Raw genomic sequence first — 25,913 nt, 5'->3', positions numbered from 1 at the left:
TTGCCAGTTTTTAGGTATTTGCTGTTGGGAAAATTGACGCAAGGGGCCTCCCCGGTTACACAATCAGCCAGTTCACCGGTAAGGCCCCTGCACTGATCAATAATCAGCCCAGTTTGCGTTTGGTGTTGATCACATTGATGCCGTCAAAGCGCGCGGTGGAACTACCGTGGGACACGGCACTTACCTGGCTGGGCTGCCCCTTACCATCAAAGAACGAGCCTCCCAGTCGGTAGTCGTGCTTGTCGCACACTTGTGAGCAGGCGTTCCAGAACTCCTGGGTGTTGGACTGGTAAGCCACATCTTCCACCATGCCGGTGATCTTGCCATTTTCGATTTCGTAGAACAGCTGGCCGCCGAACTGGAAATTATAGCGCTGCTGGTCGATAGAGAAGGAACCGTCCCCAACAATATAAATGCCTTTCTCCACATCCTTGATCATATCGTCAACCCCCAGCGTTTTGCGGTCGGGGCGCAGAGAGACATTGGGCATGCGCTGGAATTGCACGCTGGACCAGCTGTCGGCATAGCAGCAGCCCTGGGATTCCTTCTGTCCCAGCATGTGCACCTGATCGCGAATAGCCTGGTAATTTACCAGAACGCCGTCTTTTACCAGATCCCAGTTACCGGTTTTCACGCCCTCGTCGTCATAGCCAACCGCCCCCAGTGAGCCGGGCTGTACCTTATCGGCAAACAGATTGACCTTGTCGCTGCCGTATTGGAATTTACCGCTGCGCCATTTATCCAGGGTGGCGAAAGAGGTACCGGCAAAGTTGGCTTCGTAGCCGAGTACGCGATCCAGCTCCAGCGGGTGGCCGACGGATTCGTGGATAGTGAGCCAGAGGTGGCTGGGGTCCAGCACCAGATCGTATTTGCCCGGCTTTACCGACTTGGCCGTCAGCTTTTCCTGGGCCTGCTGCGCTGCCAGGCGCGCGTCTTCGGCCATATCATAGGAGTCGCGGTAGAGCACAGTCTGCGACTGGATCTTGTCAGCAGCGCGGCCATCCAGGTATTCAAAGCCGCGCCCCACCGGTTGGCTCAGGCCCTCGCGGGTGCGAAAGGCGCCGGTTTTCTTGTCTACGGCAGTGACCGAGAAGGGTGCCCACAGTCGGTGGATATCCTGGTCGATATAAGAGCCGTCCGTGGAAGCAAAGTATTTCTGCTCGTTCACCAGGTACAACATGGAGTTGATGTAGCTGGCACCGGCATCCAGTGCAGACTGATTCACCTCCATCAGCAGGTCTACCTTCTCTGCGATGGGGATTTGCATGGCATTTTTTTGAATTGGCGTCTGCCAGCTAACCTCGCCGTGGCCTTTCACCGGGGCCAGCTGTACCGGTGTCTGCTGGTATTTTGAATTGGCTTTGGCGGTGGCTATCGCCTGGCGGGTAGCGCGGACAACGCCATCAGCGGTGAGATTGTTGGTGGCGGCAAAGCCCCAGGTGCCGTTGGCGATCACCCGGATACCCATACCGATCGATTCGGTATTCACTACATTTTGCACCTTCATTTCGCGGGTGACCACGTATTGGTTCAGGTAACGGCCAATACGCACATCCGCATAACGGGCGCCGAGTTTGTTGGCGGTGTTCAGGGCTACATCTGCAAACTCCTTTTTAACTGTGAGATCCAGGCCACTTTGGGTGAGTTTGCTCTCGGCCACCAGTCTGCCGGACAGTGGCAACATAGAGACGCCCAGACCGGCACCGCTGAGCTGGAGAAATTTTCTTCTGTCCATTTCATTATCCTCAATGGGTGCGGGCCGTTACACGGCGTCGGAAAGGCTGCTGAAGGTAAAGTCACGTACTTTCAGTGCGGGCACCATTGCGGACATGCCCCACATGCCCACCCGCTCCGGTATACCCATATCCTCGATATTGTTGAGCATGATTACTGGGCTCTCATTGAAGCGGAAGTTCTTCACGGGGTATTGAATTTTGCCGTTCTCGATATAGAAAGTGCCATCGCGAGTGAGACCGGTGAGCAGCAGAGACTGTGGGTCGACCATACGGATATACCAGGTGCGGGTTACCAGGATGCCGCGGCGGGTTTTCTTGATCAGCTGATCGGTGGATTTGTCGCCGCCAACCAGAATCAGGTTGTTGGGTCCCGGTACGGCTTTGTCTTTGCTCTGTTTGGCCCAGTAGCGGCTGCGCGTCAGGTTTTTTACCACCCCGTCCTTGACCCAGTCGATGCGCTCTTGCGGCATAAAGTCAGAGTCGGCCCAGGGTTGTGCGGGGACATTGAGGTTGGCGGGGTCTGAGTAGATGTGAACGCGTTTGTCGAACATCTTCTCGCCAATGCGATTGCCGCCGCCTTTCTTGCTCATAAAGCTGCGGCCCTCGTCGGCACTGCGCGCGTTGAAGCCGCCCAGCATATAGCCCATCAGTCCGGATACTGCATTGGGTTCCAGGATGACGGTATATTTACCCGGTTCCAGGGCACGGGCTTTCTGTGACATCAGCGCCTTGTCGATGGCCACGGAAGAGGTGCTGCCAGTATTCATGGCGGCGAAGTCGGTGACATCGCTCTCTGCCCAGCCGGAACCCAGGCCATTCTCCGTGCGCATGGTGACGGTGAAATTGGCGGCAGTAAAGGCGTGGTAGCCAAACAGGCCCTGGGAGGTGGCGACTGCGGTAAAGGCGCGCTCATCTTCCAGGTAGCCGGCGGCAACCACTTTCTTTTCTTTTGCAGCGATAATGGAGTCCGCTGCGGCCCTGGCGCGCTGGTCAGGGGTGATATCCGCGGTGGACTTGGAGAAGCCGTCCACACTTACATATTTCTGCGGGCCCAGCATAGGCATGGATTCCGGATTTTCCGGTGAGAGCCTGGCCAGTTCCTCGGCGCGACGCATCACCTTTTCCAGGGAGGCATCGCTGAATTCGTTGATGGTGGCTACACCGGATTTCTTGCCGAAGCGGGCTTCCACTGCCAGTTCGGTGTTATTGACGATACCACTGGTGGAGACACTGTTGCGCGCATAGCGAATATTGCCGGTCTCGCCGCCGGCCAGCTGTGCGCTGGCCTCCTCGGCGCGGCTGTACTTTAAAACTTTATCGAGAATACGCTTCGCTTCACTTCTGCTGAGAATTGCCATTGCCTTTTCTCCAATTACTTATTCTTGTGCGCAGCCGGTCAGGCAATCTTGCGCTTGGTATTGATAACGTTGATTTTGTCGAACCGAGTAGTGGAACAGCCGTGGGATACCGCACTTACCTGGCTGGGTTGGCCCTTGCCGTCAAAGAAGGTGCCGCCCAGTCGGTAGTCGCTGCCGTCACAAATGGCCGAACAGGCGTTCCAGAATTCCTGGGTGTTGGACTGGTAGGCGACGTCCTCCACTTGGCCGACAATTTCACCATTCTTGATTTCGTAAAACAGCTGGCCGCCGAACTGGAAATTGTATCGCTGCTGGTCGATGGAGTAGGAGCCGCGTCCGACGATATAAATCCCCTTTTCCACATCGCGGATCATCTCTTTAGCGGAGTATTGTTTCTCACCTGGTGCCAGGGAGACGTTGGGCATCCGCTGGAATTGCACGCTGGACCAGCTATCACCGTAACTGCAGCCGTGGGACTCCTTCTGGTCGATCATATGCACCTGGTCGCGGGTGGCCTGGTAATTTACCAGAATGCCGTCTTTCACCAGGTCCCAGCGCTTGGTTTTCACCCCCTCGTCGTCAAAGGCAACTGCGCCGAGAGAGCCGGGTTGTACCTTGTCGGCGAACAGGGTGACCTTGTCGCTGCCGTAGCGGAACTTACCGCTGCGCCACTTATCCAGGGTGGCGAAGGAAGTGCCGGCGTAGTTGGCCTCGTAGCCGAGAACGCGATCCAGCTCCAGCGGGTGGCCGACGGATTCGTGGATGGTCAGGCACAGGTGAGACGGTTCCAGCACCAGGTCGTACTTGCCGGGCTGGATGGACTTGGCCGAGAGTTTTGCCTGGGCCTGCTCGGCAGCCAGCATGGCATCCTCGGCCATATCGTAGGAAGATTTGTAGAGCGTGGTCTGACCGCGAATTTTGTCCTTGTCGTGACCAGCCAGATATTCATAGCCTCTGCCCACTGGATCGCTGAGGCCGTTGCGGGTTTTAAAAGCACCGCTTTTTTTGTCCACAGCCGTTACCTGCATAGGCGCCCACAGGCGGTGGATATCCTGGTCGATATAGGAGCCGTCACTGGAAGCGAAGTACTTCTGCTCGTTCACCAGGTACAGGGAAGAGCGGATATAGCTGGCGCCGGCCTTGAGTGCGCCGTTGTTGACGGCCATCAGGTAGTCGACCTTCTCGCTGATGGGCACTGCCAGGGCATTTTTTTGGATGGGTGTTTGCCAGGAGATCTCGCCCACCCCTTTCACCGGTGCCAGGTGCACAGGTTCTGTCTGGTACTTAGCGTTGGCCTTGGCCACGGCCACGGCCTGGCGCGCGGCTCTGGAGACACCATCGGGAGTCAGATCATTGGTGGCGGCGAAACCCCAGGTGCCGTTGGCAATCACGCGGATGCCGGCGCCGAGGGATTCCGTATTGACGATATTCTCGACATTGGTCTCTCGGGTCAGTACATACTGGTTGAGATAGCGGCCGATGCGTACATCGGTATAATCGGCACCGGCTTTGCGTGCCGTGTTCAGGACCACATCCGCCAGCTGTTTCTTGCCTGAGGTGTGTATGCCCTCATCGAGCAGTTGCTCGGCATTGACCTCGATCCCCCGCAGGGGCAATACGATACCGCCGGTGCCGAGGCCGGCGAGTTTGAGGAATTGTCTTCTTTCCATTGGTTACCTTGTATCCCCAGCGCAGCGGCTTGTCCGCTTGGGGTGTGTTTATTATTATGGGCCCAACTACTGCGCGGGATCTGCCGGGCATAGAGTCCGTACCAGGTACTCACCTTGAAAGATGCACAACTATCAGGCTTCACGCCCTCTTGTAAAGTGGCACCTCGGTGAATGGAGGCCTGGTGGGGGCAGGCGGATCGGTGGCGGGGAGCCGACAGAGGGGAGCCACTTAAATTGACGCGCGCTGGCGTACCTGGTCAATGGTGGTGTCGATCAGCAGCTCGCCGTTGCGATATACCGGTTTCAGCAGGTTGCGGCGCTGGCCAAGTGCTTCCAGGCGAATGGTATTCAGTGCGCCGTTGTCCTGCCGCACCAAGGCCAGTCGCCCGCGCCTGGATGCCTTCTCTGGACCGGTGCGCGGGTTTTTGTACACATCCTTCCAGGTGCCTGAGATACGCACGGCACTGGCTTTCATGGCAAAGCTCATCAGGTCGCGATCGACTTTCTGCAACAGCTCTCCCCCCATCCCAAAGGTGATATTGTCAGCGCTTTGGTGCTGCTCCTTCATTGCCTGCAGAATTTTGGGGATAGAAAAGCGCGATATGCTGTCGCCCTGGATCAGGCGGATATAATCCGGTAGCACCCGATAACCTTTGCGATTGATCTCAGCGCCGAAAATTGTCATTAACCGTTCGATACACTCGACCACAATCTGTACCGGATTGCCGGAATCTGGACGAATCACTACAGTGCCGGGAGTATTGATAACAGAATCTCTCAGTGTTTCGCCCCAGATATGTTCTACCGCATTCCACAAATCATAGCTGTCGCTCACCACCGCAAAGCGTTTATGCTTGCCAGAAAACCGTGTCATCATATTCTGGTAGGCGGATACTTCGTTTTCGCGACCCCAGGCAGTCATGGTGCTATGCTCCGCGGCAGGTATGGAAAATCCCGGCATCCTTGCACGGTAAAATTTCCTTGCTGCCATAATCCCGGAAAGCGTATCGGTTCCTTGAAAATTCACCAGGTGTGCCATGCCGCCGAGCATGGCACTTTCGAGACTGCTGGTACCGCGGGCACCAAAGTCATGTAATTTAAAGGGCAGACCGTCCTGGGAATCCGCGGTTTCACTCAAATAGTGGGCGATGATTTTTTTGATTTCCCTGCTCTGGGTGGCCACTGTGGAGGGATACCAGATAGCGCGCACCAGCGCGGTTTCAATATAACTGGTCAGCCAGAAACAGGCGGGGCAGGTGTTGACGATCTGTGTCGTGACGTTGTGCAGGGGAATGACGGACCCCTCTTCGACAGCGCTGATTTCCAGCGGCAACAGGCCTCCGTGTCTCAGTACGATATGTTCCCAGCCCGCGTGGTGGAAAGGCAGGCCGTGGCAATGCAGTATGTCCGCCGCTTCCTCGATATTCTCTCGCGTCACCGGTTTGCACAGATATTCCTTGAGGAATGCTTGCAATCCAAACACGACAGTTTCGGCGAATTCTCCCCCGCGGCACTCAATATAGCTGCTGACATATTCTGTGCCTGGCGGGTATTGCAGGTAGTGACTCGCCTTGTAGCTGTCCACATTGAGGATCGGATTTTCTGTTGGCATGGCCCTTTCAACTGAGTTTGGATGGAGGTATGGTCTGTGTCGTAAAATGCTCGTTCGAGCGCCCCTTTTCCATAGAGAAGCGTCCAGTGTCAGTGCGTGTAATTTCTCTCTGGGCGACACTTGGGATGCACAATCCCGGCGAAAACACGCCTGAATAATAGATAGCACAGGGTAGTGTTGTGTTTTCTTTCCGTTATTTGCTTCAGGTATCTGCCCAAATTAATCTGATTTATATCAATTATTATTTCGAATGTTCACCGGTAATTAGGAATGCATGGCGCGCAAGAAAATAATATATTCAATAAATATCAATCTATTTCGGCGCGTTTATCAGCGGTTGACTAAGTGTATCTTATGTCCATCAATCGCAATGGCGCGGATACTCAAAGTGAAAAAGCCTGTGGGGTCATCGCCATGGCGAGGCAGTCAGTTAGGGTGCAGAGTTTGGCGCGTTCCCACCCGCTTCCACAGGCGCCATATTTGCGGTGAAGGCGCGCTATAGAAAGGAAAGCCAGCGCAATTGATTGGTAGAAGCCGCACTGGAGTTACCGACAGAGAGTGCGGCGATGGTACAAGGCTGAGTTGCCCCTGAACCTATGGCGCCACCTTTGCAACAGGGCCTCGTGCCGGTTGTGGATACCTGATGAAAAAATGCTGCTACTGGTACAACAGCAGAATCCGCTCAGCCTTCACCAAGAGTCGGCACAAACCATTCGCCAGTGGTTGTAGGGTGCTCTAGCCGAGGCGGCTAAAACTGAAGAGTAGGTGCACGCCGCCAAGGGCGTCGAGGGGTTGAACGATATGGATGGCCTTACCGGTAGCGGTATTCTCGACAGTGATGTGCAAGCCAAGGGACAAAGCCTGCCGGAAGCCCTGGTAGGAAGTGCGCTCAAACGCCGCGCCATGGCGCCCCTGGTGGACTCCCTGCTGAAAGAAGCCGGTGTCGGAGATCTTAGCCAGACTGTCGAGACAAAAACGTGAGGACGGTAGCGATCATTTTTAATTGAGAAAAAACTGCAGAGTGATCGTAATGATTGGTGCTGGAGGAATTGAGTGATTGACAGGTATCCTGGTGGCTTGACTAGGTCAAACACCTGATTTCTAAAAACGGATTTTTTGTTAACCCGACCACATTTTACTGTGCTCGGGTTTTTTAACAGGTGGGAAATAGATTACGCCAGTGATAAGCTCGCAATTGTCGTCAATTGTATGGCGATATCAACGGATTGGAAATAATAAGGTTAGGAAAATGTTTACTAAAAAATTGCTATTAGCATCATTGGTTATAATTGGTTCATTGACAGTACTTCCCGCGCTCTCTGCGGATCTTGTATGCACACTCAATGTGCAACCAGGCGGGAATGTCTTTGGTAATGGGACTTCCCATTGTGAAGGAATAGATTTCAGTTTTGGCAATTCCACTTCGGGAAGCTGGGCAATTACCAACATTACCAAGTCGATTGATCGAATCAACTGGATAAAAGGCTGTAATTCAGGATTGTCATGTAATGTGACTGTGCATGCCTATGCACCGAACCTGGCGGAAGCCTATATCCACTACGACGATGGCACTATCGAGTATGTGGAGGCCAGTATGCATTACGAAACCGGTTTTTAGCCTGTGTAGTTGGCGCCGATGCAATAGTCGGCGCTAACGATAAGATTTTTAAGTCCTTCCTTTACCTTTACAAACCCTTAATGATACTTATGTGCTATTTCCCGTTAGTACAGGAGCGGTACAGGCTGTGTGTATCAATGGAGTTGGATGTATCTTCCAGTGTGCGATTTCGATATTGAAATCCAAATCGTTCAAACTGTCAGCAGAGCTTTAAGCCCGGGTTTTTCATGGGCGCTTATTGGATGCCTCTTATTCTTATGTTGATCTGAACCGGATTTGCGGATTTGTAACCGGCAGGGATATGGATGCAAAAATCGTTGTCTGGTGATGAAAATTCCCTTTTCAGTAACGATAAGAATACGCGAAGTTGAATTTTCGTACCAGATTTCCTGATCGCTTAAAACAGTCCCGGGAAATGGAGTGTATGCCGCTGTATACACCGTAAATAGCACTATTAGTGATGCGTTGAGCGATGGGGCTTGAAAAAAGTCCGATGTAAAACTGTAAAGTGCTACAGAAGAGCTTTATATCCTCCATGACCTAATCGGAGCGGCGTTACTATCTCGTACGATTGTACAGCTCTATGCACAGTCGCTGTGATAACTTGTAATCCAATCCTGTTGACTACACTGCCACAAAAAGATAAAAAAGGGCATAAAAATAGGCCGTAGTAAGGAAGTTGTAGTGACAGGGTTGTTCCGCCGTCAGGCCATGGAAAAACAAGCAGACCGTCTGCACGGTGAGATTCTGCTACTGCCCCGCCTGTCACATACTCTCATTTTGTCATTGCTTTTAGCCTGGGTGGTTGCCGTTATTATCTGGCTTGCCGGCAGCCACTATGCCCGCAGGGAAAGCGTTACCGGTTGGCTGGAGCCGGCTTCAGGTGTGGTGCGGGTTTATGCTGAGCGTTCGGGCATTATCAAACAGGTGCTGGTGCGCGAGGGTGATCGGGTAATAAAGGATCAGCCCCTGATCGTGGTCAACGGTGACCGAATTTTGGCAGATGGTAAACACCTCGAGTCTTTGCTGTTGACTGAGTACAAAAGCCAACAACAATTAGTCTCCGAACAGTTGAAGCGCAGTGAGAAAATTTATCATCAGCAACTGCGTGATCTTGACCAGCGTATTGTTGCCGGTGAGGAAGACCTGGCCCTGTTGGAAAAGCAGATAGAAACACAAACGCAACGCTATATCTTAATCGCGGAACAGGCAGAGCGCTACCGACGGCTCAAGCGAGATGGCCATATTTCCTCAGCAGAGCTGGACGCGGTTATAGCCCAGGAATTGGAGCTGCAGGCCGACCGCCAGAGCCTTGCACGCAGCGGGGTGAATCTGCGCAATCAAATTCGGCAACTGGAAAGTGACCGCCTGCTGCTTCCCGAAGAGTTTGCCAATAGCAGTGATCAGTTGCGCGCACGCCTTTCCGACCTTGCCCAGCAGATTGCCCAACTGCATGGCCAGCGGGCCTATATTGTCAAGGCTTCCCGAGATGGAGTCATCAGTAACCTGCAGGCAACTGAGGGCCAGCAGGCACGAGCTGATATCCCGATTTTATCCCTGGTGCCGGAGAATCACGTACTTACAGCCCAGCTGCTGGTACCCGTGCGCTCTGCGGGTTTTCTCACTACAGGCCAGCCCTTGAAGATTCGCTACGATGCTTTCCCCTATCAGAAATTCGGCCTTTACCCCGGTGCCGTGTTGGAGGTGTCTGATACTGTGTTGCTGCCCGATGAGCTGCTGCGTGTTCCTGTTGCAGTACGCGAGCCGGTGTTCAGGGTTACGGCAAAATTGGCACAACCGACGGTTAATGCCTATGGCCGGCACTTTTCCCTCAAGCCGGGCATGACCCTATCCGCCGATGTGCAACTGGCGGAACGGAGTTTGCTGCAATGGCTGCTGGAGCCTATTTACAGCTTGCGGGGACGCCTGTGATGGAGGCGACCACACAGCTGCCGGCCAAACAAGAGCGACCGGAAAAGCTTCTGCATTTTTCCCCAGGCCGCCAACTGCCGGTGATTTTACAAACTGAGGCTGCGGAATGCGGATTGGTATGTCTGGCGATGATTGCCGGGTTTCACGGCTATGATACCGACCTCGCCAGCCTGCGCCGCCGCTTCCATATCTCCAGCCACGGTACCAACCTCAAGACCCTGATGGATATGGCCGGGCGCCTGCACCTGGCTGGTCGCGCCCTGCGCCTTGAGATGGAACATCTGGAGGAGCTACAGCGCCCCTGTGTGCTGCACTGGGATATGAGTCATTTTGTGGTGCTCAAATCCGTACAGCGAAACAAAGTCACCATCCACGACCCCGCAGTGGGGGAGCGGGTGCTGACCCGGGAGGAATTTGGCCAGCATTTTACCGGTGTCGCCCTGGAGCTTACACCAACGGATGAATTCCAATCGGTAGAAGATCGCCAACGACTGAAACTCAGCCATTTCTGGTCGCGTATCAGCGGGTTAAAGCGCAGCTTGATTCAGGTGTTGCTGCTGTCTCTGCTGCTTCAGCTGTTTGCCGTGGTTACGCCATTTTATATGCAAACGGTGGTGGATGACGTCATCCTGCGTGGCGACGCCAACCTGCTACTGGTGCTAGCGATCGGCTTTGGCCTGTTACTGATAATACAAACCGGCACCAACGCCTTGCGGGAATGGGTAATCCTGCATATCTCCAGTCGGCTCAATATGCAGATGGCTGCAAACCTGTTCCGCCACCTGATCCGCCTGCCAATGAGCTATTTCTCCACCCGGCATATGGGTGATGTGGTATCCCGCTTCGGTTCCTTGCAAAAGGTGCGCGAGTTGCTCACCACCGGGCTGGTGGCTGCGGTCGTGGACGGTATTATGGCGTTGATCACACTGGCCGCCATGTTTTTTTACGACCTGTGGCTGACCCTGATTGTCTTGTTGGTGGTCGTCCTTTACGCTGCCCTTCGCCTGTTGCTCTATCGCCCACTGCGGCTACTTACTGAAGAGCAAATTGTTGCCCAGGCAAAACACGACTCGCACTTTATGGAATCGGTGCGGGCTATCCAGACCGTCAAACTGTTCCAGCGCGAGAACGACCGCCAGGGCCAGTGGCACAATCGCCTCGCCGATGCCATCAACAAGGATATCCGTATTGCCCGCTGGAATATCGGCTACAACACCATCAACCGCCTGTTGTTCGGTCTGGAAAACCTGTTGGTAATTTATTTTGCTGCGAGTGCAGTGATGGGAAATATCCTCACTGTCGGCATGCTCTATGCCTTTATGAGTTATAAGACCCGCTTCGTTCAATCTATGGACGCACTGGTTGCTCAGTGGATCGAGTTGAAAATGCTGGGTCTGCACCTGGACCGCCTGTCCGATATTGTATTTACCAAATCCGAGGATATAGATGGGCCAAATAGCCTTTCAATGGGTGATGGTCTAGCACATGCCCTGCAGGGAAAAATAGAAGTGCGCAACCTCAGTTTTCAATTTGGTGAGGCGGAGGCCCCGGCATTTCAGAATGTCAACTTTACCATTGAATCTGGTGAAACTGTTGCCATTGTCGGTCCCAGCGGCTGTGGCAAAACTACATTGCTTAAATGTCTGATGGGTTTGCTGGAACCGACCGAAGGGGAAATCCTGATAGATGGCCAACCCCTGAGGCAACTGCCAAATTATCGCGGCCAGATTGCCGGTGTTATGCAGGACGATCAGTTGCTCGCCGGAACTATTGGCGACAATATCGCCTGCTTTGAGCCTCAGGTGGACCTCCAGCGTATAGCTCACTGTGCGCAGTTGGCGTGTATCCACGAAGAAATCATGCATATGCCTATGCAATACAACACGCTGGTTGGTGATATGGGCACCAGCCTTAGCGGCGGACAAAAGCAAAGAATTGTGCTGGCGCGCGCCTTGTATCGCGCACCTCGCATCCTGTTCATGGACGAAGCAACCAGTCATTTGGATGTGGCGAATGAATCGCTGGTTAACCAGCATATTCAGCAGCTTGCTATTACCCGGGTGCTGGTTGCACATCGGCCGGAAACGGTTAAATCTACAGGGAGGCAGATAAATCTAGCTGACAATGAGTTGGCATAACCTTTAATTTAGAGGAAAATAAAATGAAAGAACTTACTATGAATGAAGTTGAGCAAGTGAATGGTGGATTGGCCCCTCTAGTAGGAATTGGGATTAGGGTTGCTGTAGGAATAATTATGATCCGATTCTCACCAAAAGCATATTAAGAATTGTTTCAGGCTCCTCTAAATTAGGAGCTCTCTATCAAGCCACTTACAAAATTACCTTGTGAGTGGCTTTTTGCAATGAGGATAAATAAAGTGGGGAAGTTTTTAAAAAAGAATTCAGAGTTCGCTTTTTCGGAAAAGTTATTTATAGCATCATTCTCTTTCATTATATGTGGCTTTTCATCCTATTATGTTTTTATTTTTTTGCTGGCAGATTTTTCTTACCATAAGGTATTGAGCATAATTGCTAGCTTTATTTTAAGCTGTGGTATTTTTTATCTTTCATTCCGTTTTCCAAAATATATCAGCCTTTTCATTTTTGCACTGCCTCTGATGCTTTTAGGCAGTTAGCATTTGCCTAAAATTACATGGGAAGTCTAAAATATGGAATTTTTAGCGTTATGGCAGTCTCTCATGAGATGAGGCACCAGCGCCAAATCTTTCTCACAGAGCCATGCGGACCGATTTCGTATGCCAATCGCTATATTCTTAAGGAATAAGTTTCGCAATACAACTCAGAACATGCGAATCTGTGAGCCAGAGATGGAGGTTTTTTAACATGTGGTGAAGCTAACGATATCTAGAACTTCTTTTACAAATTAAGCTGGCAACCTAATCGTAGGATGTCTACTAAAGCGAACCCTTTTTGTAAATATTTTCTGGAGGAAAAGGCTAAGGTTCTACCAGTTTCTGATTGGGATTACGATCCTGCTTAAGTAAATCGTTCTTTTCCTTTGCTGCCACTGCCGCCGAGGGTAAAAGCAGTGTAGAGATGATACGCTGATCGAAAATAACATCGTGCTTGTCAGGAATATTATCCTTATTGATTACAGTGGCGCCACTTTCCCGGAGCCGTACTACCACAAGAAATGGCAGCAAGGTAAGCTGGCGGTGAAAAATCCGGGCTAGCGGGGTTTATAGCATCTGGTTATGATATGAGTTGACGAACCTCATACCTCGTCTGAAGTGCTGGAAGCCAAAGTGGTATGGGAAGGTCTGGTTTATATTAGGGCCTGTTCACACTAATTAAAGTATCGGCAATAAGCGCAAAGTGAATAAAAAATGTGAAAACGACATCCAGTTTGTCAAAACGAGAGAAAATTCTTCTGAAGCCCTTCAGGCGTCGAAACAGCCTCTCCACTTCATTTCGTTTTTTGTACGCCTCCACGTCGTATTTCCAGGTGCTCATTCGGTTACTCTTCGGTGGCACGACAGGTTCCATGCCCAGATCGAATACCAACTGCCGGGTTTCATTACCCTCGTAGGCCTTGTCCATGATCACTTTGGCACCATCCCAACCGCAGTTCTCAAGGCTTTTCAGCAGCTTTCGGCCCTCCGGAGCGTCTCCAGCCTGCCCCGGTGACAGAGAAAATACTACGGCGCGGTTGTGGTCGGCTGCAACCATATGAATCTTGGTGGTCCATCCTGCTCGTGATTTGCCGATAGATTGAGGACCGTTTTTTTTAACGCGCCAGTACCATCTGGATGAACTTTAACAGCCGTAGAATCAAGAGAGATATGATCGACCTGGATATTGATCACATTATTTTCCTGGAGGGCCAGAAAGACCCTATCCAGTACACCTTGTTTGGCCCAACGATTCGCCCGCATGTAGACGCTGTGCCAACGGCCGAATTTCATCGGCAGACCTCGCCATTTACAACCATGCTCGGCTATGTAAAGAATGGCGTTCAGCACTTGTAAGTTGGATATTTTCACGTTGCCGCGCTGGAGGGGCAGAAAATCTTCGATAATTTTGTATTGTTGCGCTGTAATTTCCATGAAGGGATTATACAGGATTTAGTGTGAACAGGCCCTAAGTCACTATTAGGGTTCACTTAAGCTGTTTCTGGATAAATAGTAGACTTCTATTGATATAATTTGCTTGCTACTGTCATTATGAAATGCAGCAAAGTCCCTGTAGGCCATGAATTGTGCAAAAAATAGTTATAACAATATTTATTTTTTAGAATTTATAAAAAAATAAAAAAGGCGTGAAGATCAGTGCTTCACACCTTTTCAGATCCTGAATAAACAGTTATTTGTCTAAATCAATAACTTCGACTTTATAGCCAAGTTCTTCGAATTGCGGTTTCAGGCTTTCAACATCGCCGACAACCAATTTTGCCATTGTATCAATATCTAAATACTTTTCAGCCAATGAGTTGAGCTCAGCGAGGCTGGTATTTTGGATAATTTCGGCTTGCTTTTGAGTGAAGTTAGCTGGTAAATCGTATTCCAATATGTTACCTAAAAACCGTAGTTTCTGATTGGGTGTTTCATAGCTTCTTGCATCACGTTGTCCAACCGCCTTGCGCATGAATTCCAGCTCTTCATTAGTCATGCCGTGGTTACGATAGGCTCTAAGCTCCTTTTCAAATTCAATAAATGATTTGTCAGTTGCATCTGCTCTTACACTGGCACCAACTTGATAGTGGCCACTGTTTTTACTCGCCCTAAATTGACTGCGAGCGCCATAGGTATAACCTTTGTCTTCACGAAGATTAAGGTTTATACGGCTGTTAAACGCACCGCCAAGATTAAAGTTCATCAAGTCGGCTTTATAGAATTCTCCTGTGAAATCTCGCTTCAGGCTAGGTTTGCCAATGCGAATAACAGACTGTGCGGCCTTATCTTTGTTGACAATATATACTGATTGCGGATCAAAGCTCACTGGCTTAAACGTACGATTGAATGACTTTCCTTTGCCCGTCCAAGAAGTCAGCCTATTTAAGGATTTGTTAATCTCTGATTGCGGTAAATCGCTCACAACAATCAACTCAGCATCCTGAGGTTTCACATAGTTGTTATAAAAATCCCTTACATCAGCAACTGTTAGCTTGCTAACACTATCCACGCTGCCAGTCGCTGGTATACCTGCAATACTATCCCCATACAAAAGCTTACTCCAGGCTTCATTAGCTAGTGCATTGGCATCCTTGCGAGCATGCTGAATACCTTGGATGATTTGAGACTTGAGGCGATTGAAGTCAATGTCATTAAATGCCGGTTTAACAAGTTTTTCCTCTACTAATGCCAATGTTTCATCTAGATTCTTGCTCAAGCTGCTGACTAATATATTTATTTTTTCATCACGAGCATAGATCCTTACATCACTACCGAGCTTTTGTAATTCAAGACTCATATCTTCGTTAGTGCGAGCAGTCGTTGATTCGTTCAACAAGTCAGCTGTGAGGTTTGCCAATCCAGCTTTATCAACAGGTTCAGCGAAGTGACCGCCTTGAATTTTGATTAATATACTTGTCGTTGGTGTTTCCTGACTTTGCGAACCTAAAACCTTAATACCATTACTGAGCTGTGTTTCCCAATACGCTGGCACATTGACAAGCGGGTTGGCGTCCGCAATGGGTTGTTTCGAACGATCAAAGCTGTCAATTGCACGTCGTGTATCCAAATCTGACATTTTAACTTGGATTCTTTCAGGTATGTTTCTTTGTGGGATGCTAAAATTATCAGCGTTCGCAACGGCGTCAGGCTGCCCTTTGGGAACCACGCTGACAATGACAGCGTGCTTATTTTTCAAGTATTGATTGTAAGCGCGAACAACATCTTCCTTAGTTACATCATTGTACCGCTTAATGTTCTTCCCGATATAGTTAGGCGTACCTGCAAAGGTTTCAAAGAAGGCCAGTTGACTTACTTTACCTTCAACAGATTGCAAGCCAAAAATTGCACTAGATTCTAATTTTGCTTTAACTTTTAACAGGTCATCTTCTCTCACTCCACGCTGCTCAAACTCTGAGAAAGAGGCTCGAATCACAGACTCTAAATCAGCCAAAGACTTCCCGGCAGCCGGATTGGGCAATGCCAGCATATTGAAAGTACATGCTAGCTCCTGGCAACGGTGATAGACTTGAGATTCAACGGCTAAGCCATTCTTTACCAGATTTTTATACAAGATAGAGGTTTTACCGCCACCTAGGATTTCAGCCAAAATGTCCAAAGCAGGTTCATCTTCATGGCGTGCATGTACCGTAGGGAAAGTCATGAACACTAGTGGCAAAGTAACGTTGTCTTCAAAAGAGACATAGCGATCTTCATTCAATGTAACCGAAGGCTTCTTTGCATCAATGACTTCAGGGCCTCTGGGAATCGAACCAAAATATTTGTTTACCAGGGTCATTGTTTTTATTGGGTCCACCGCGCCGCCAATTGTAAGCGTTGCATTATTTGGACCATACCAGCGTAAGAAAAATTTCTTCAAGTCGTTAACATCAACACGGTTCAAATCTTCGGTGTAGCCAATTACTGGCCAAGAATATGGATGGCCCTCGGGATAAAGTGCTGCTGACATTGTCTCAGATAAACGCCCGTATGGTCTGTTATCAATTCGTTGCCCACGCTCGTTCTTAACAGTTTCACGCTGCACTTCAAATTTTTCTTGCGTCACGGCGTCCAGTAAGAACCCCATACGATCAGCTTCCAGCCAGAGCATTTTTTCAAGCTGATTTACGGGAACCGTTTGGAAATAGTTGGTTCTGTCAGTATTGGTGGTTCCGTTTAAAGTGCCGCCTGATTCTGAAACGATTTTAAAGTGTTCTTCATCCCTAACATTCTCTGATCCTTGAAACATCATATGTTCGAAAAAATGGGCAAAACCTGAGTTTCCGATTTGCTCGCGGGCTGAGCCAACATGATAAGTTACATCAACATGTGCCAATGGATCTGATTTATCCTCATGGATAATAACTGTTAATCCATTGGCCAATTGGTACTTTTTATAAGGGATAACTATTTCGTCACCTTGACGTTTTACCTCTTCAATTAAGTTAACCCCTTGTGGCAGCACAGGGTGAGCAGGCATATCACCGCTCAAGTAATTATTTTGACAAGCAGCTAATGACACTGCTAGCCCGACAGCAAGAACTTTTTTCAACGTAGTTTCCTCACAACAAAGATTAGGAATGGCCTTTCATGGCCCAGGTTTACTAAAAAGCGCAAGATACACCCGCGATTAGGCTTTGGTAGTAAAGTATCTGGTGCTCTTGTTTATAATCAATTTTGTAATAGGCTCAGAATATCTTCTATTTTTATGATAACTGGAGTACAGGAATTAACAACTATCTATTTGTTTTTGATTTGAAATATTCTACTCGAAATTCCTGAAGCTGTTTACTAATCAATTCCCCAATTTTTAGGCTGATGATGCCTGAATCGATCACTTTTTTCAGTCTTCCCGAATACTCCTGGTGAAGGTTTTGCTGGTCATGAGTCGCTTCATCGACTCGTTGCCAGGCCCGCCGCCCGCGCCGCATCCACACAGTGCTGGTGGGCCGGGCAGCTGTGCAAATGGTCATTCACCATCCCGGTGGCCTGCATATGAGCATACATTATGGTTGAGCCAACAAAGCTAAAGCCGGCCTTTTTCAACGCCTTGCTCATGGCATCGGACTCGGGTGTACTGGATGGCACCTGTGCGAGAGAAGCGGGGCGGTTTACGATTACCCGGCCATCGGTAAACTGCCAGAGAAACTGCGACAGCGAAGTTCCCTTATCCCGCAGGGCCAGGGTGGCTCGGGCATTTTTTACCGCGGACTCCACCTTGAGACGATTGCGGATAATGCCCGGATTCTGCAGCAGTTTTTCCACTTTTTTTGGTGTATAGCGTGCGATCTTTTCCACCGAAAAATCATTGAACAGACGCCGGTAATTTTCCCGTTTGTTCAACACAGTAATCCAGGACAGGCCCGCCTGGGCTCCCTCCAGCAATAGAAACTCAAACAGGGTTTTGTCATCTGTGACCGGGCGTCCCCACTCCTCGTCATGATAACGGCGGTAAAGCGGTGTAGACAGGCACCAGCCGCAGCGTTTCTCGTGCATTGATGACTCCTTGGAAAGCGTTCAGGTCACAGTGGTGTGGCGGTGCCGGCCAGGGCCACTTGGCTTGAGGGCTTGCAAATCATTTACGGCGCACCGGAAAAGAAATAGTGCTGGATCAATTGCAGAATCAATAGGAGGGCAACCAGGATAAAAACGATATGACCGCGATTCACTTTGGCTCCAATAATTTTTGTTGTACCAACCAGTCGTGACATTCGCACAACATGGTCTCCAGTGCCACACCCGATTGGTAATTCAGTTCCCGCTCCGCCTTGGCACTGCTCGCCACAACCTGACCCGTCACCAGAGTGGCTTTTTGCGGGGTAATCACGGGTTCGCGTTTGCTCACCCGCGACCAGAGATCAGAGCACCAGGCGACTGACTGTATCACAAACGCCGGTGTGGTGCGCTTGGGCACCGGCTTGTGCCGCAGTTCAGCTATTTTCCCGAAGAACTCCAGGAAACTGGCATCAATGCCGGCAAGGATATAGTTCTCGCCACAGCGGCCCTTCTCTACGGCCTCAATATGTGCCCGCGCCACAGCACCGGCGTGGCAAAAAGACCCGTAACCGGGCGGTACACCCGGCAACCGGCCTTGATCAATTAAAAAAAAGGTTTGCGCCCAGTTGTGGGTATCGTATTTCCCCACAATAGCGCAGGGATTCAAGAATACGGCATCCAGCCCCTGCGCAATCTCCCTCTGCACGGCGAGTTCCCCGCGTTTCTTGGTGTACAGATAGTGGTGGTGGGGGTTATCTGCCCGTTTTTCACTCTCTTCGGTGATGGTTTCCCTATGATAGCCGTAAGCGGAGATGGAACTGGTAACAATCATGCGCCCAACGCCTTTCTCTCTGGCTACCCGGGCAATGTTGGCCGAGCCCACTACATTGTCTCGCCACTGTTGGGCATTGCCACCGCGCCACATACTGGTATTGGCGGCGACATGGAAAAGAGCGTCGATATTGCCTGGAATCGCGCTACGCAGTGCATCGGTATCATCCAGGGAGCCCTCCACCAGAGCCACCCCCATGGAGCGAAGCTTGCGGATATCGGAGGTGTGCCGGTGCATGGCGGTCACCTGCCAGCCATCCGCACAGAGTAGCTCAACCAGATTGGTGCCGAGAAAACCGTTAGCACCGGTGACAAATGCATGTTTCATGTTCCCACCGGAGGTAATTGCATATTATTTTTACTCAGTGACAGTCTCTGTGGTTGGCCCTGTCCAACACGGTTGGAATCACCCGGTAGTCCTACCTGCCCGTATACAGGCCGGGTGTATCGCTCGAGCAAAACAAGCGCAATCCGCGACAGGTGCCGCCGGCCACAGCCGGCAGCCACCTGCAACATCAGATTACTTGATCTCCATACCCAGTCGATCGGCGAGGAAGCTCCATTGATTGGCATAATCTTCCACCTGCATCCACACGGGCTTACCGGCGCCGTGGCCCGCGCGGGTTTCCACAGCCAGCCAGACGGGGTTGTCGCAACCCTGGTCTTGCTGCAGTGCGGCGGCAAACTTGTAACTGTGCCAGGGTACCACTCGGTCATCGCGGTCCGCCGTGGTAATCAGGGTGGCTGGGTAGCAGGTGCCCTCACGGGTATTGTGCACCGGGGAGTAGGCGTGGAGGGCGCTAAATTCTTCGCGGTTTTCACTCAAGCCGTAGTCGCTGGACCATTGTCGCGCGTTCGCGGAGGCGGTGTGGTAGCGCAGCATATCCAATACGCCCACTGCCGGCAGGGCCGCAGCAAACAAATCCGGTCGCTGTACCAGGGTAGCGCCCACAAGCAGGCCACCGTTCGAGCGGCCATTGATACCGAGCTTTGCAGGTGACGTGATTTTTTCTGCGATCAGCCATTCCGCCGCGGCGATAAAGTCGTCAAAAACATTTTGCTTTTGCGTCTTGGTGCCCGCCTGGTGCCAGGCTTCGCCGTACTCGCTGCCACCACGCAAATTCACCAGGGCGAGGGTGCCCCCCATATCCAACCAGCCGGCGAAATGGTTGTAGAAACGCGGCAGGATTGAGACGTTAAAGCCGCCATACCCGTACAGTAATGTCGGGTTGGCACCATCGCGTTTCATGCCCTTTTTGTGTACCAAAAACAGGGGCACGCGGGTGCCGTCTTTGCTCTTGAAAAAGTGCTGGTTTACCGTCAGGTCGGAGAAATCAGCGGCATACTCGGGCTGTTTGAACAGCTCGGTTTCCCCGTTCTGCACATTCAGGTGATAAATGCTCGGCGGAGTAATAAAGTTGCTGAACGAGAAGAAGGTTTCCACTTCATCCGGTTCACCATAGAAGCCGGTCACCGAACCCACTCCGGGCAGTTTCAATTCGTACGGTTGCTTGCCATTGGTGTCGGTCACCAGCACCCGTGATTTGGCATCTTCCAGGTAATGTAATACGAAGCGGTCGCCGATAAAACTTGCGCTCTGCAGCACGCTGTCACTTTCCGGTACCAGCTCGCGCCAGTTTTTGCGCTGTGGCTTATCGAGGTCGATGGCGATCACCCGCCCCAAAGGCGCCCCCGCGCTGGTCTCGAAGAAAAAGGTTTTACCCTTGTTACCGAGAAACTGGTAGAGGCCATCCCATTCGTCCAGCAACTTTACCACCTTGTGACTGTCGTCGCGCAAATCCCGATAATAGAAGCCGTTGGAATCGTAACCGTCAAAGATGTTCAACAGTAGGTAATGGCCGTCGTCGCTCACCATGGCATCAGGGTTGCGCGTGGGATGGTCGGTAATCTGATATACCAGCCGGTCGTGTTTCTGCGGTTCCCCCAGGCGGTGGAAATACACCGCTACCTGTTTGCTGTCATCGGCACGGCCCGCTTTGTTGAAAGGGTAGCGGCTGTAATAAAAGCCGGACTCATCGGCCGCCCAACTGGCGCCGCTGAACTTGATGCCGGTCAGCCGGTCCTCAAGGTCTTTGCCGGTGCGCAAATCGCGAATGTGGTAGTCGGTCCAGTCGGTCCCGCCATCGGAGGTTCCATAGGCCAGGTAGCGGCCCTTGGGGCTGACCGTGAGGCGCTTGGTCGCGATAGTCCCGTCCTCGCTCAGGCTGCGTGGATCCAGGATGGGTTTGCCTTCCCGGGTCAGATCTGCGGTGCGGTAAAAGACATTCTGATCCCAGTCACCGCTGTTGTAGCTGTAGTAGTAACTGCCCTCTTTCTTATAGGGCACCCCATAGCGTTCATAGCGCCACAGCTTGGTGAGACGGTCATTGATTTTCTGCCAGCCCGGCAATTGCTTCAGGCGCGGCAGGGCGTGAGCGTTCTGTACCGCTACCCAGTCTTTGACATCCCCTGTGGCCGTGTTCTCGAGCCAGCGATAGGGGTCCTCCACTTTGGTGCCGAAGTATATATCCTGTTGTGAGACGGTCTTACTGTCTGGATAGCGGTCCGCTGCCTGTACAGTCACTGCGGTCACGGCTCCGGCCAGTAGCAAAGTCAACTGTTTTCTCATACCCCCTCCCGGTTTCTCTCTGCGAATCAGTTCGCTAATCTAGGGCATTTATACGCAGGGTTCCAGAGGGGCGAAGAGGTGTGAGATGAAAGGATTGATTCAGCGGGTGAGTCACGCGCGGGTGGATGTCGCCGGGGAGTCGGTCGGTGCTATTGATCGCGGCCTGCTGTTGCTGCTGGGCATTGAGGCCCGGGACACTGCTGAGGGCGCGGACAAACTGCTGCACAAGGTACTGAACTACCGGGTTTTCCCCGATAAAAGCGGCAGAATGAACTGTAACCTGCAGCAGGCCGGTGGGGGGCTGCTGGTGGTCAGCCAGTTTACCCTGGTGGCGGAGACCGGGCGCGGCCTGCGCCCCAGCTTCAGCCGTGGCGCCAGCCCCGGGCAGGCCGAAACCCTTTACAACCACTTTGTTGCCCAGGCGCGAATCCGGTTTGCGCCCGTGGCCTGTGGTGTGTTTGCCGAGGATATGCAGATTACCCTGGTCAACGATGGTCCCGTGACGTTCCTGCTGGAAACCGGTTAACCCGGCAGGCACACCGGTCTTGGACCCTGTTTAACATGGTCGGTCTGCATCCCCGGGTACAACAGCACCGTGGGGCTGTGCTGGCATTACAGGGGCACTGGGCGAGCAGGCCGGGCTTCTCGCATTTTTCCAACAAACTGTGCCGGCTTACTTCTTCGCCCGCTTGCGCATATTCTCCTGCAAAATCTTCTTGCGCAGGCGGATATGATTGGGGGTTACCTCTACCAGTTCATCCTCTTCGATAAATTCCAGGGCCTGTTCCAGTGTGTGGCGAATCGGTGGGGTAAGGGTGAGGGCCTCGTCTGTGCCCGCGGCGCGGATATTGGTAAGCTGCTTGGCCTTGGTAGGGTTTACCGCCAGGTCATTGCCGCGCGAGTGGATGCCGACGATCTGGCCCTCGTAGATGTCCTCTCCGTGGCCAAGAAACAGGCGGCCGCGATCCTGTAGGGCGTAAAGGGCATAGGCGAGGGTTTTGCCGTTGACCATGGAGACCAACACGCCATTGGTGCGTTTGCCTACCTCGCCCTGTTTTACCGGGCCGTAGTGGTCGAATATGCTGGTCATAATGCCGGAGCCGCTGGTGAGGGTAAGGAACTGGCTGCGAAAGCCAATCATACCGCGGGAGGGCACGATAAACGTCAGGCGTACGCGGCCTTTACCGTCCGGTTCCATATTGGTCAGCTCTGCCTTGCGCAGGCCCAGTTCTTCCATAATCGAACCCTGGTGCTGGTCCTCTACGTCGATGACCACGGCCTCGTAGGGCTCGTGGATGTCGCCGTCCACCGCCTTCTGCACTACTTCCGGGCGGGACACACCCAGTTCAAAACCCTCCCGGCGCATGGTCTCGATCAGCACGGACAGGTGCAGTTCGCCGCGACCGGAGACCTTGAATTTGTCCGGGGAATCGCCTTGTTCCACACGCAGCGCCACGTTGTGGATCAGTTCCTGTTCCAGGCGCTCGCGGATGTTGCGGGAGGTGACAAACTTGCCGTCCTGGCCGGAGAAGGGGGAGTCGTTCACCTGAAAGGTCATGCTCACGGTGGGTTCGTCCACACTCAGGGCGGGCAGGGCTTCCGGGGTGTCCGGGTCACACAGGGTGTCGGAGATATTCAGTGCGCCCACACCGGTGATACACACAATGTCGCCGGCGCTGGCCTGCTCCACTTCGGTGCGCTCAAGCCCCAGATAACCCATCACCTGCAGTACCCTGGCCTTGCGCGCCTTGCCATCACGGTCCAGTACCACCACCGGCTGGTTTGGCTTGAGGGTGCCGCGGGTAATACGGCCCACGCCGATCACACCCACATAACTGGAGTAGTCCAGCGCGGAGATCTGCATCTGGAAAGGGCCGTTGAGGTCCACTTTGGGAGGGGGTACCTTATCCAGAATCATCTGGAACAGCGGGGCCATATCGTCCGCCATAGCGGTGTCATCCAGGCCGGCAATGCCGTTTAAGGCGGAGGTGTAAACCACGGGAAAGTCGAGCTGCTCGTCGCTGGCGCCGAGGTTGTCGAACAGGTCAAAAACCTGGTCCATCACCCAGTCGGGGCGTGCGCCGGGACGGTCGACTTTGTTGATCACCACAATGGGCTTGAGACCCTGCTCGAACGCTTTCTGGGTGACAAAGCGGGTCTGTGGCATGGGGCCGTCGACGGCATCCACCAGTAGCAAAACCGAGTCCACCATGGACAGCACGCGCTCCACCTCGCCTCCGAAGTCGGCATGCCCGGGGGTGTCAACAATATTGATGCGGTAATCACGCCAGCGGATGGCAGTATTTTTGGCCAGTATGGTAATGCCGCGCTCTCGCTCCTGATCGTTGGAGTCCATCACCCGCTCTGCGTCGGCGTCGCGGCGATCCAGTGTGCCGGACTGCTGCAAGAGCCTGTCCACCAGCGTGGTTTTGCCGTGGTCTACATGGGCAATGATGGCCACATTTCTTAAGTTGTTGATAATATTGGACATTTACTGCATAACACCTTAAATAAAACAGAATTTGTACACAGCAATGTACACATTCGTAACGCTATCTCCTGCAGGAGCCAAACGGAAAAGTTGCCAATTATAGCCCCAACTTTTGATAACGTAAGAGGTGGCTTACAAGCGCGATCCTGTCTCGCTCCTGCACGAAGAACACGGGGCCCCCGGTCAATGGGTGCGTTGAGGATGGCATTGTGGTAGGTGGCTATCTGCAGCGGTAATGCCTCCTCCATCCCGGGTTCACACTGGCCTGGAGCAGGTGCAATACAGGCTGTGAGCAATGCATGACCTGTGATCTGGAAAGGGGATTCTTGTAACGGGGATGAGGGTACAGGCTATGCATTGCAGAATGGAGATTTGCCTATGCTAACCTACATAATTGGGCCTGAACCCAGAGCGCACGTCTTGGGGAGAGATAACTGCCACAACAGGGTCAAACTGCGGCAAGTTAATCCCGTTTCGTGATGATTTTGAGGTCGCTGTGCAGGGTCTGATGGACCGGGCACCGGTCAGCAATTTGTAATAGACGATCCCGTACCTCATCGGTCAAATCGCCGACCAGGGTGACCACTCTGTTGATCACTTCAATTTTCTGTGGGCTGGATTCGCAATCCTCGCAGTCACGGGCATGTTCGCGATTGTGGCTCAAGTGCACCGAGACGTCCTGCAGGGGAATTTTTTTGTGCCTGGCATACATGCGAATTGTCATTGATGTGCAGGTGCCGAGTGCCGCCAATAAGTGTTCATAAGGATCGGGGCCAAGGTCGTTGCCACCCATTGCCGTGGGTTCGTCGGCCAGCCATACATGGGAATCACTGATCACTGTGCGGGTAAACTGCCTGTTCTTTTCTTTAACCAGGACATGCCCGCTGGGTATGGCAGAGTCTTTTTGTTCAATATTCTCCGGTTCCTCAATATATCGTGTTGCCCAGGCGGCCAATGTAGTTGCAACATACTCGGCATCCCTGGCCTTGGTCAGTAAATGATCGGCGTTATCCAGGCTGATGAAACTCTTGGGATGTTTGGCGCTGCGGAAAATTTTTTCAGCTTCGTGGATCGATACTGTGGCATCCACTGGAGAATGAAATATCAGCAGGGGTTTTTTCAATTTTGCAATTTTTTCTGACTGATAGTGGTTATCCAGGTCATCCAGAAACTGTTTTTTAATGGTAAAGCGCCTGCCGGCCAATGTTACCTCCGCCACGCCCTGGGTACTGATCTCATCGAGCTTGCAGCCAAACTGCTTCACGACATGGTGCGGGTCTGCCGGGGCACCGATGGTGACCACCCCTCTGACCTCTGGCATCGAATGGGCGGCTGCCAGAGCCGCAGCGCCCCCCAGGCTATGGCCAATCAATAAAGAAGGGGCACGGTAGTGATCGCGCAGGAAATTGGCAGCCATTACCAGATCATTCACGTTCGATGAAAAGTTGGAATTGGCGAAATCACCATCGCTGCCACCGAGCCCGGTAAAATCAAATCGCAACACGGCGTAGCCCCGGGTGACCAGTGCACGCGCGATGCGCGAGGCCGACACCACATCCTTACCGCAGGTAAAGCAATGGGCAAACAGGGCAAAGGAATGTGGGTTGACATCAGGCATCTCCAATAGGCCCGCCACCATCAATCCATCCGTAGCAGCAAACTCCAGTTTGATGCGTCTGCCCATGGTACTTTCCCTCTTTATTTGTTGGCAGATCCAATTCTACAGTACCGCCGCTGATGTTTACTATAGAACAGCACGGCGCATCTGCGGCTTCCAGTCGAGCCTGATATCCCCTGGAGGCAACAGAGTGTAGTCCTGAGTGCTTTGACGGTAGGACACAGTGGCAGGGACTTTTTCGACAGATTCTCGAAAGGGTTGGAATGCGCATCGCCCTCTGCCAGTCTATAGCG

Annotated in this window: 16 protein-coding genes; 5 read left to right on the top strand and 11 right to left on the bottom strand. The window is 52.1% G+C overall.

Annotated elements, in window-relative coordinates; translation table 11 throughout:
* Positions 1 to 103: 103 nt before the first annotated feature.
* From M8T91_RS16535 to M8T91_RS16520, 4 genes are all read right to left on the bottom strand, one after another.
* Positions 104 to 1,735 carry a TldD/PmbA family protein gene (locus M8T91_RS16535; protein WP_301415298.1) on the bottom strand — a complete coding sequence of 544 codons (1,632 nt, stop codon included), beginning with the start codon at positions 1,733 to 1,735 and terminating at the stop codon, positions 104 to 106.
* Positions 1,736 to 1,762: 27 nt separating this feature from the next.
* A complete protein-coding gene (locus tag M8T91_RS16530; protein WP_301415297.1) occupies positions 1,763 to 3,094 on the bottom strand; it encodes a TldD/PmbA family protein in 1,332 nt (443 codons plus the stop codon).
* 38 nt (positions 3,095 to 3,132) lie between these two features.
* The gene (locus M8T91_RS16525; RefSeq protein ID WP_301415296.1) at positions 3,133 to 4,764 is read right to left on the bottom strand and encodes a TldD/PmbA family protein; all 1,632 of its coding nucleotides are present in this window, start codon (positions 4,762 to 4,764) and stop codon (positions 3,133 to 3,135) included.
* 229 nt (positions 4,765 to 4,993) lie between these two features.
* Entirely contained in the window at positions 4,994 to 6,376 is a 1,383-nt protein-coding gene (locus M8T91_RS16520; protein ID WP_301415295.1) for a nicotinate phosphoribosyltransferase, read from the bottom strand.
* Between the two features lie 765 nt (positions 6,377 to 7,141).
* Between M8T91_RS16520 and M8T91_RS16515 the strand changes: the two genes are divergently transcribed.
* The 4 genes from M8T91_RS16515 to M8T91_RS16500 all read left to right on the top strand — a co-directional run bounded on the left by M8T91_RS16515 (position 7,142) and on the right by M8T91_RS16500 (position 12,210).
* Positions 7,142 to 7,357 carry a flotillin domain-containing protein gene (locus M8T91_RS16515; protein WP_301415294.1) on the top strand — a complete coding sequence of 72 codons (216 nt, stop codon included), beginning with the start codon at positions 7,142 to 7,144 and terminating at the stop codon, positions 7,355 to 7,357.
* A gap of 1,321 nt (positions 7,358 to 8,678) precedes the next feature.
* The gene (locus M8T91_RS16510) at positions 8,679 to 9,926 is read left to right on the top strand and encodes an HlyD family secretion protein (RefSeq protein ID WP_301415293.1); all 1,248 of its coding nucleotides are present in this window, start codon (positions 8,679 to 8,681) and stop codon (positions 9,924 to 9,926) included.
* The gene (locus tag M8T91_RS16505; RefSeq protein WP_301415292.1) at positions 9,884 to 12,064 is read left to right on the top strand and encodes a peptidase domain-containing ABC transporter; all 2,181 of its coding nucleotides are present in this window, start codon (positions 9,884 to 9,886) and stop codon (positions 12,062 to 12,064) included. Before M8T91_RS16510 ends, M8T91_RS16505 begins: the two co-directional genes overlap by 43 nt.
* A gap of 23 nt (positions 12,065 to 12,087) precedes the next feature.
* Positions 12,088 to 12,210 carry a class IIb bacteriocin, lactobin A/cerein 7B family gene (locus M8T91_RS16500; RefSeq protein WP_301415290.1) on the top strand — a complete coding sequence of 41 codons (123 nt, stop codon included), beginning with the start codon at positions 12,088 to 12,090 and terminating at the stop codon, positions 12,208 to 12,210.
* 1,006 nt (positions 12,211 to 13,216) lie between these two features.
* Here M8T91_RS16500 and M8T91_RS16495 read toward each other — a convergent pair.
* The 5 genes from M8T91_RS16495 to M8T91_RS16475 form a co-directional block, all read right to left on the bottom strand.
* A protein-coding gene (locus M8T91_RS16495; RefSeq protein WP_301413808.1) for an IS5 family transposase occupies positions 13,217 to 13,992 on the bottom strand; the annotation gives its coding sequence in 2 pieces (ribosomal slippage) (positions 13,217 to 13,677 and positions 13,677 to 13,992; 777 coding nt in all).
* Between the two features lie 256 nt (positions 13,993 to 14,248).
* A complete protein-coding gene (locus M8T91_RS16490) occupies positions 14,249 to 17,107 on the bottom strand; it encodes a M16 family metallopeptidase (protein ID WP_301415289.1) in 2,859 nt (952 codons plus the stop codon).
* Positions 17,108 to 17,448: 341 nt separating this feature from the next.
* Complete coding sequence (locus M8T91_RS16485; RefSeq protein WP_301415288.1) at positions 17,449 to 18,051, bottom strand: DNA-3-methyladenine glycosylase I; 603 nt, start codon at positions 18,049 to 18,051, stop codon at positions 17,449 to 17,451.
* Positions 18,052 to 18,220: 169 nt separating this feature from the next.
* Entirely contained in the window at positions 18,221 to 19,210 is a 990-nt protein-coding gene (locus M8T91_RS16480; RefSeq protein ID WP_301415287.1) for an SDR family oxidoreductase, read from the bottom strand.
* A gap of 192 nt (positions 19,211 to 19,402) precedes the next feature.
* The gene (locus tag M8T91_RS16475) at positions 19,403 to 21,511 is read right to left on the bottom strand and encodes a prolyl oligopeptidase family serine peptidase (RefSeq protein ID WP_301415286.1); all 2,109 of its coding nucleotides are present in this window, start codon (positions 21,509 to 21,511) and stop codon (positions 19,403 to 19,405) included.
* Between the two features lie 85 nt (positions 21,512 to 21,596).
* Here M8T91_RS16475 and dtd point away from each other — a divergent pair, with 85 nt between their 5' ends.
* The gene (gene dtd, locus M8T91_RS16470; protein ID WP_301415285.1) at positions 21,597 to 22,037 is read left to right on the top strand and encodes a D-aminoacyl-tRNA deacylase; all 441 of its coding nucleotides are present in this window, start codon (positions 21,597 to 21,599) and stop codon (positions 22,035 to 22,037) included.
* A gap of 147 nt (positions 22,038 to 22,184) precedes the next feature.
* Here dtd and typA read toward each other — a convergent pair whose 3' ends face one another.
* Both typA and M8T91_RS16460 read right to left on the bottom strand, forming a co-directional pair.
* Positions 22,185 to 23,993, bottom strand: a complete 1,809-nt coding sequence (typA, locus tag M8T91_RS16465) for a translational GTPase TypA (RefSeq protein WP_301419131.1) — start codon at positions 23,991 to 23,993, stop codon at positions 22,185 to 22,187.
* A gap of 472 nt (positions 23,994 to 24,465) precedes the next feature.
* Entirely contained in the window at positions 24,466 to 25,686 is a 1,221-nt protein-coding gene (locus M8T91_RS16460) for a bifunctional alpha/beta hydrolase/OsmC family protein (protein ID WP_301415284.1), read from the bottom strand.
* Positions 25,687 to 25,913 lie beyond the last annotated feature (227 nt).

This window comes from Microbulbifer sp. MI-G (assembly GCF_030440425.1).
In the GTDB taxonomy this organism is placed as follows: Bacteria; Pseudomonadota; Gammaproteobacteria; order Pseudomonadales; family Cellvibrionaceae; genus Microbulbifer; species Microbulbifer spongiae.
This window is presented reverse-complemented; position numbering and strand designations above follow the sequence as displayed.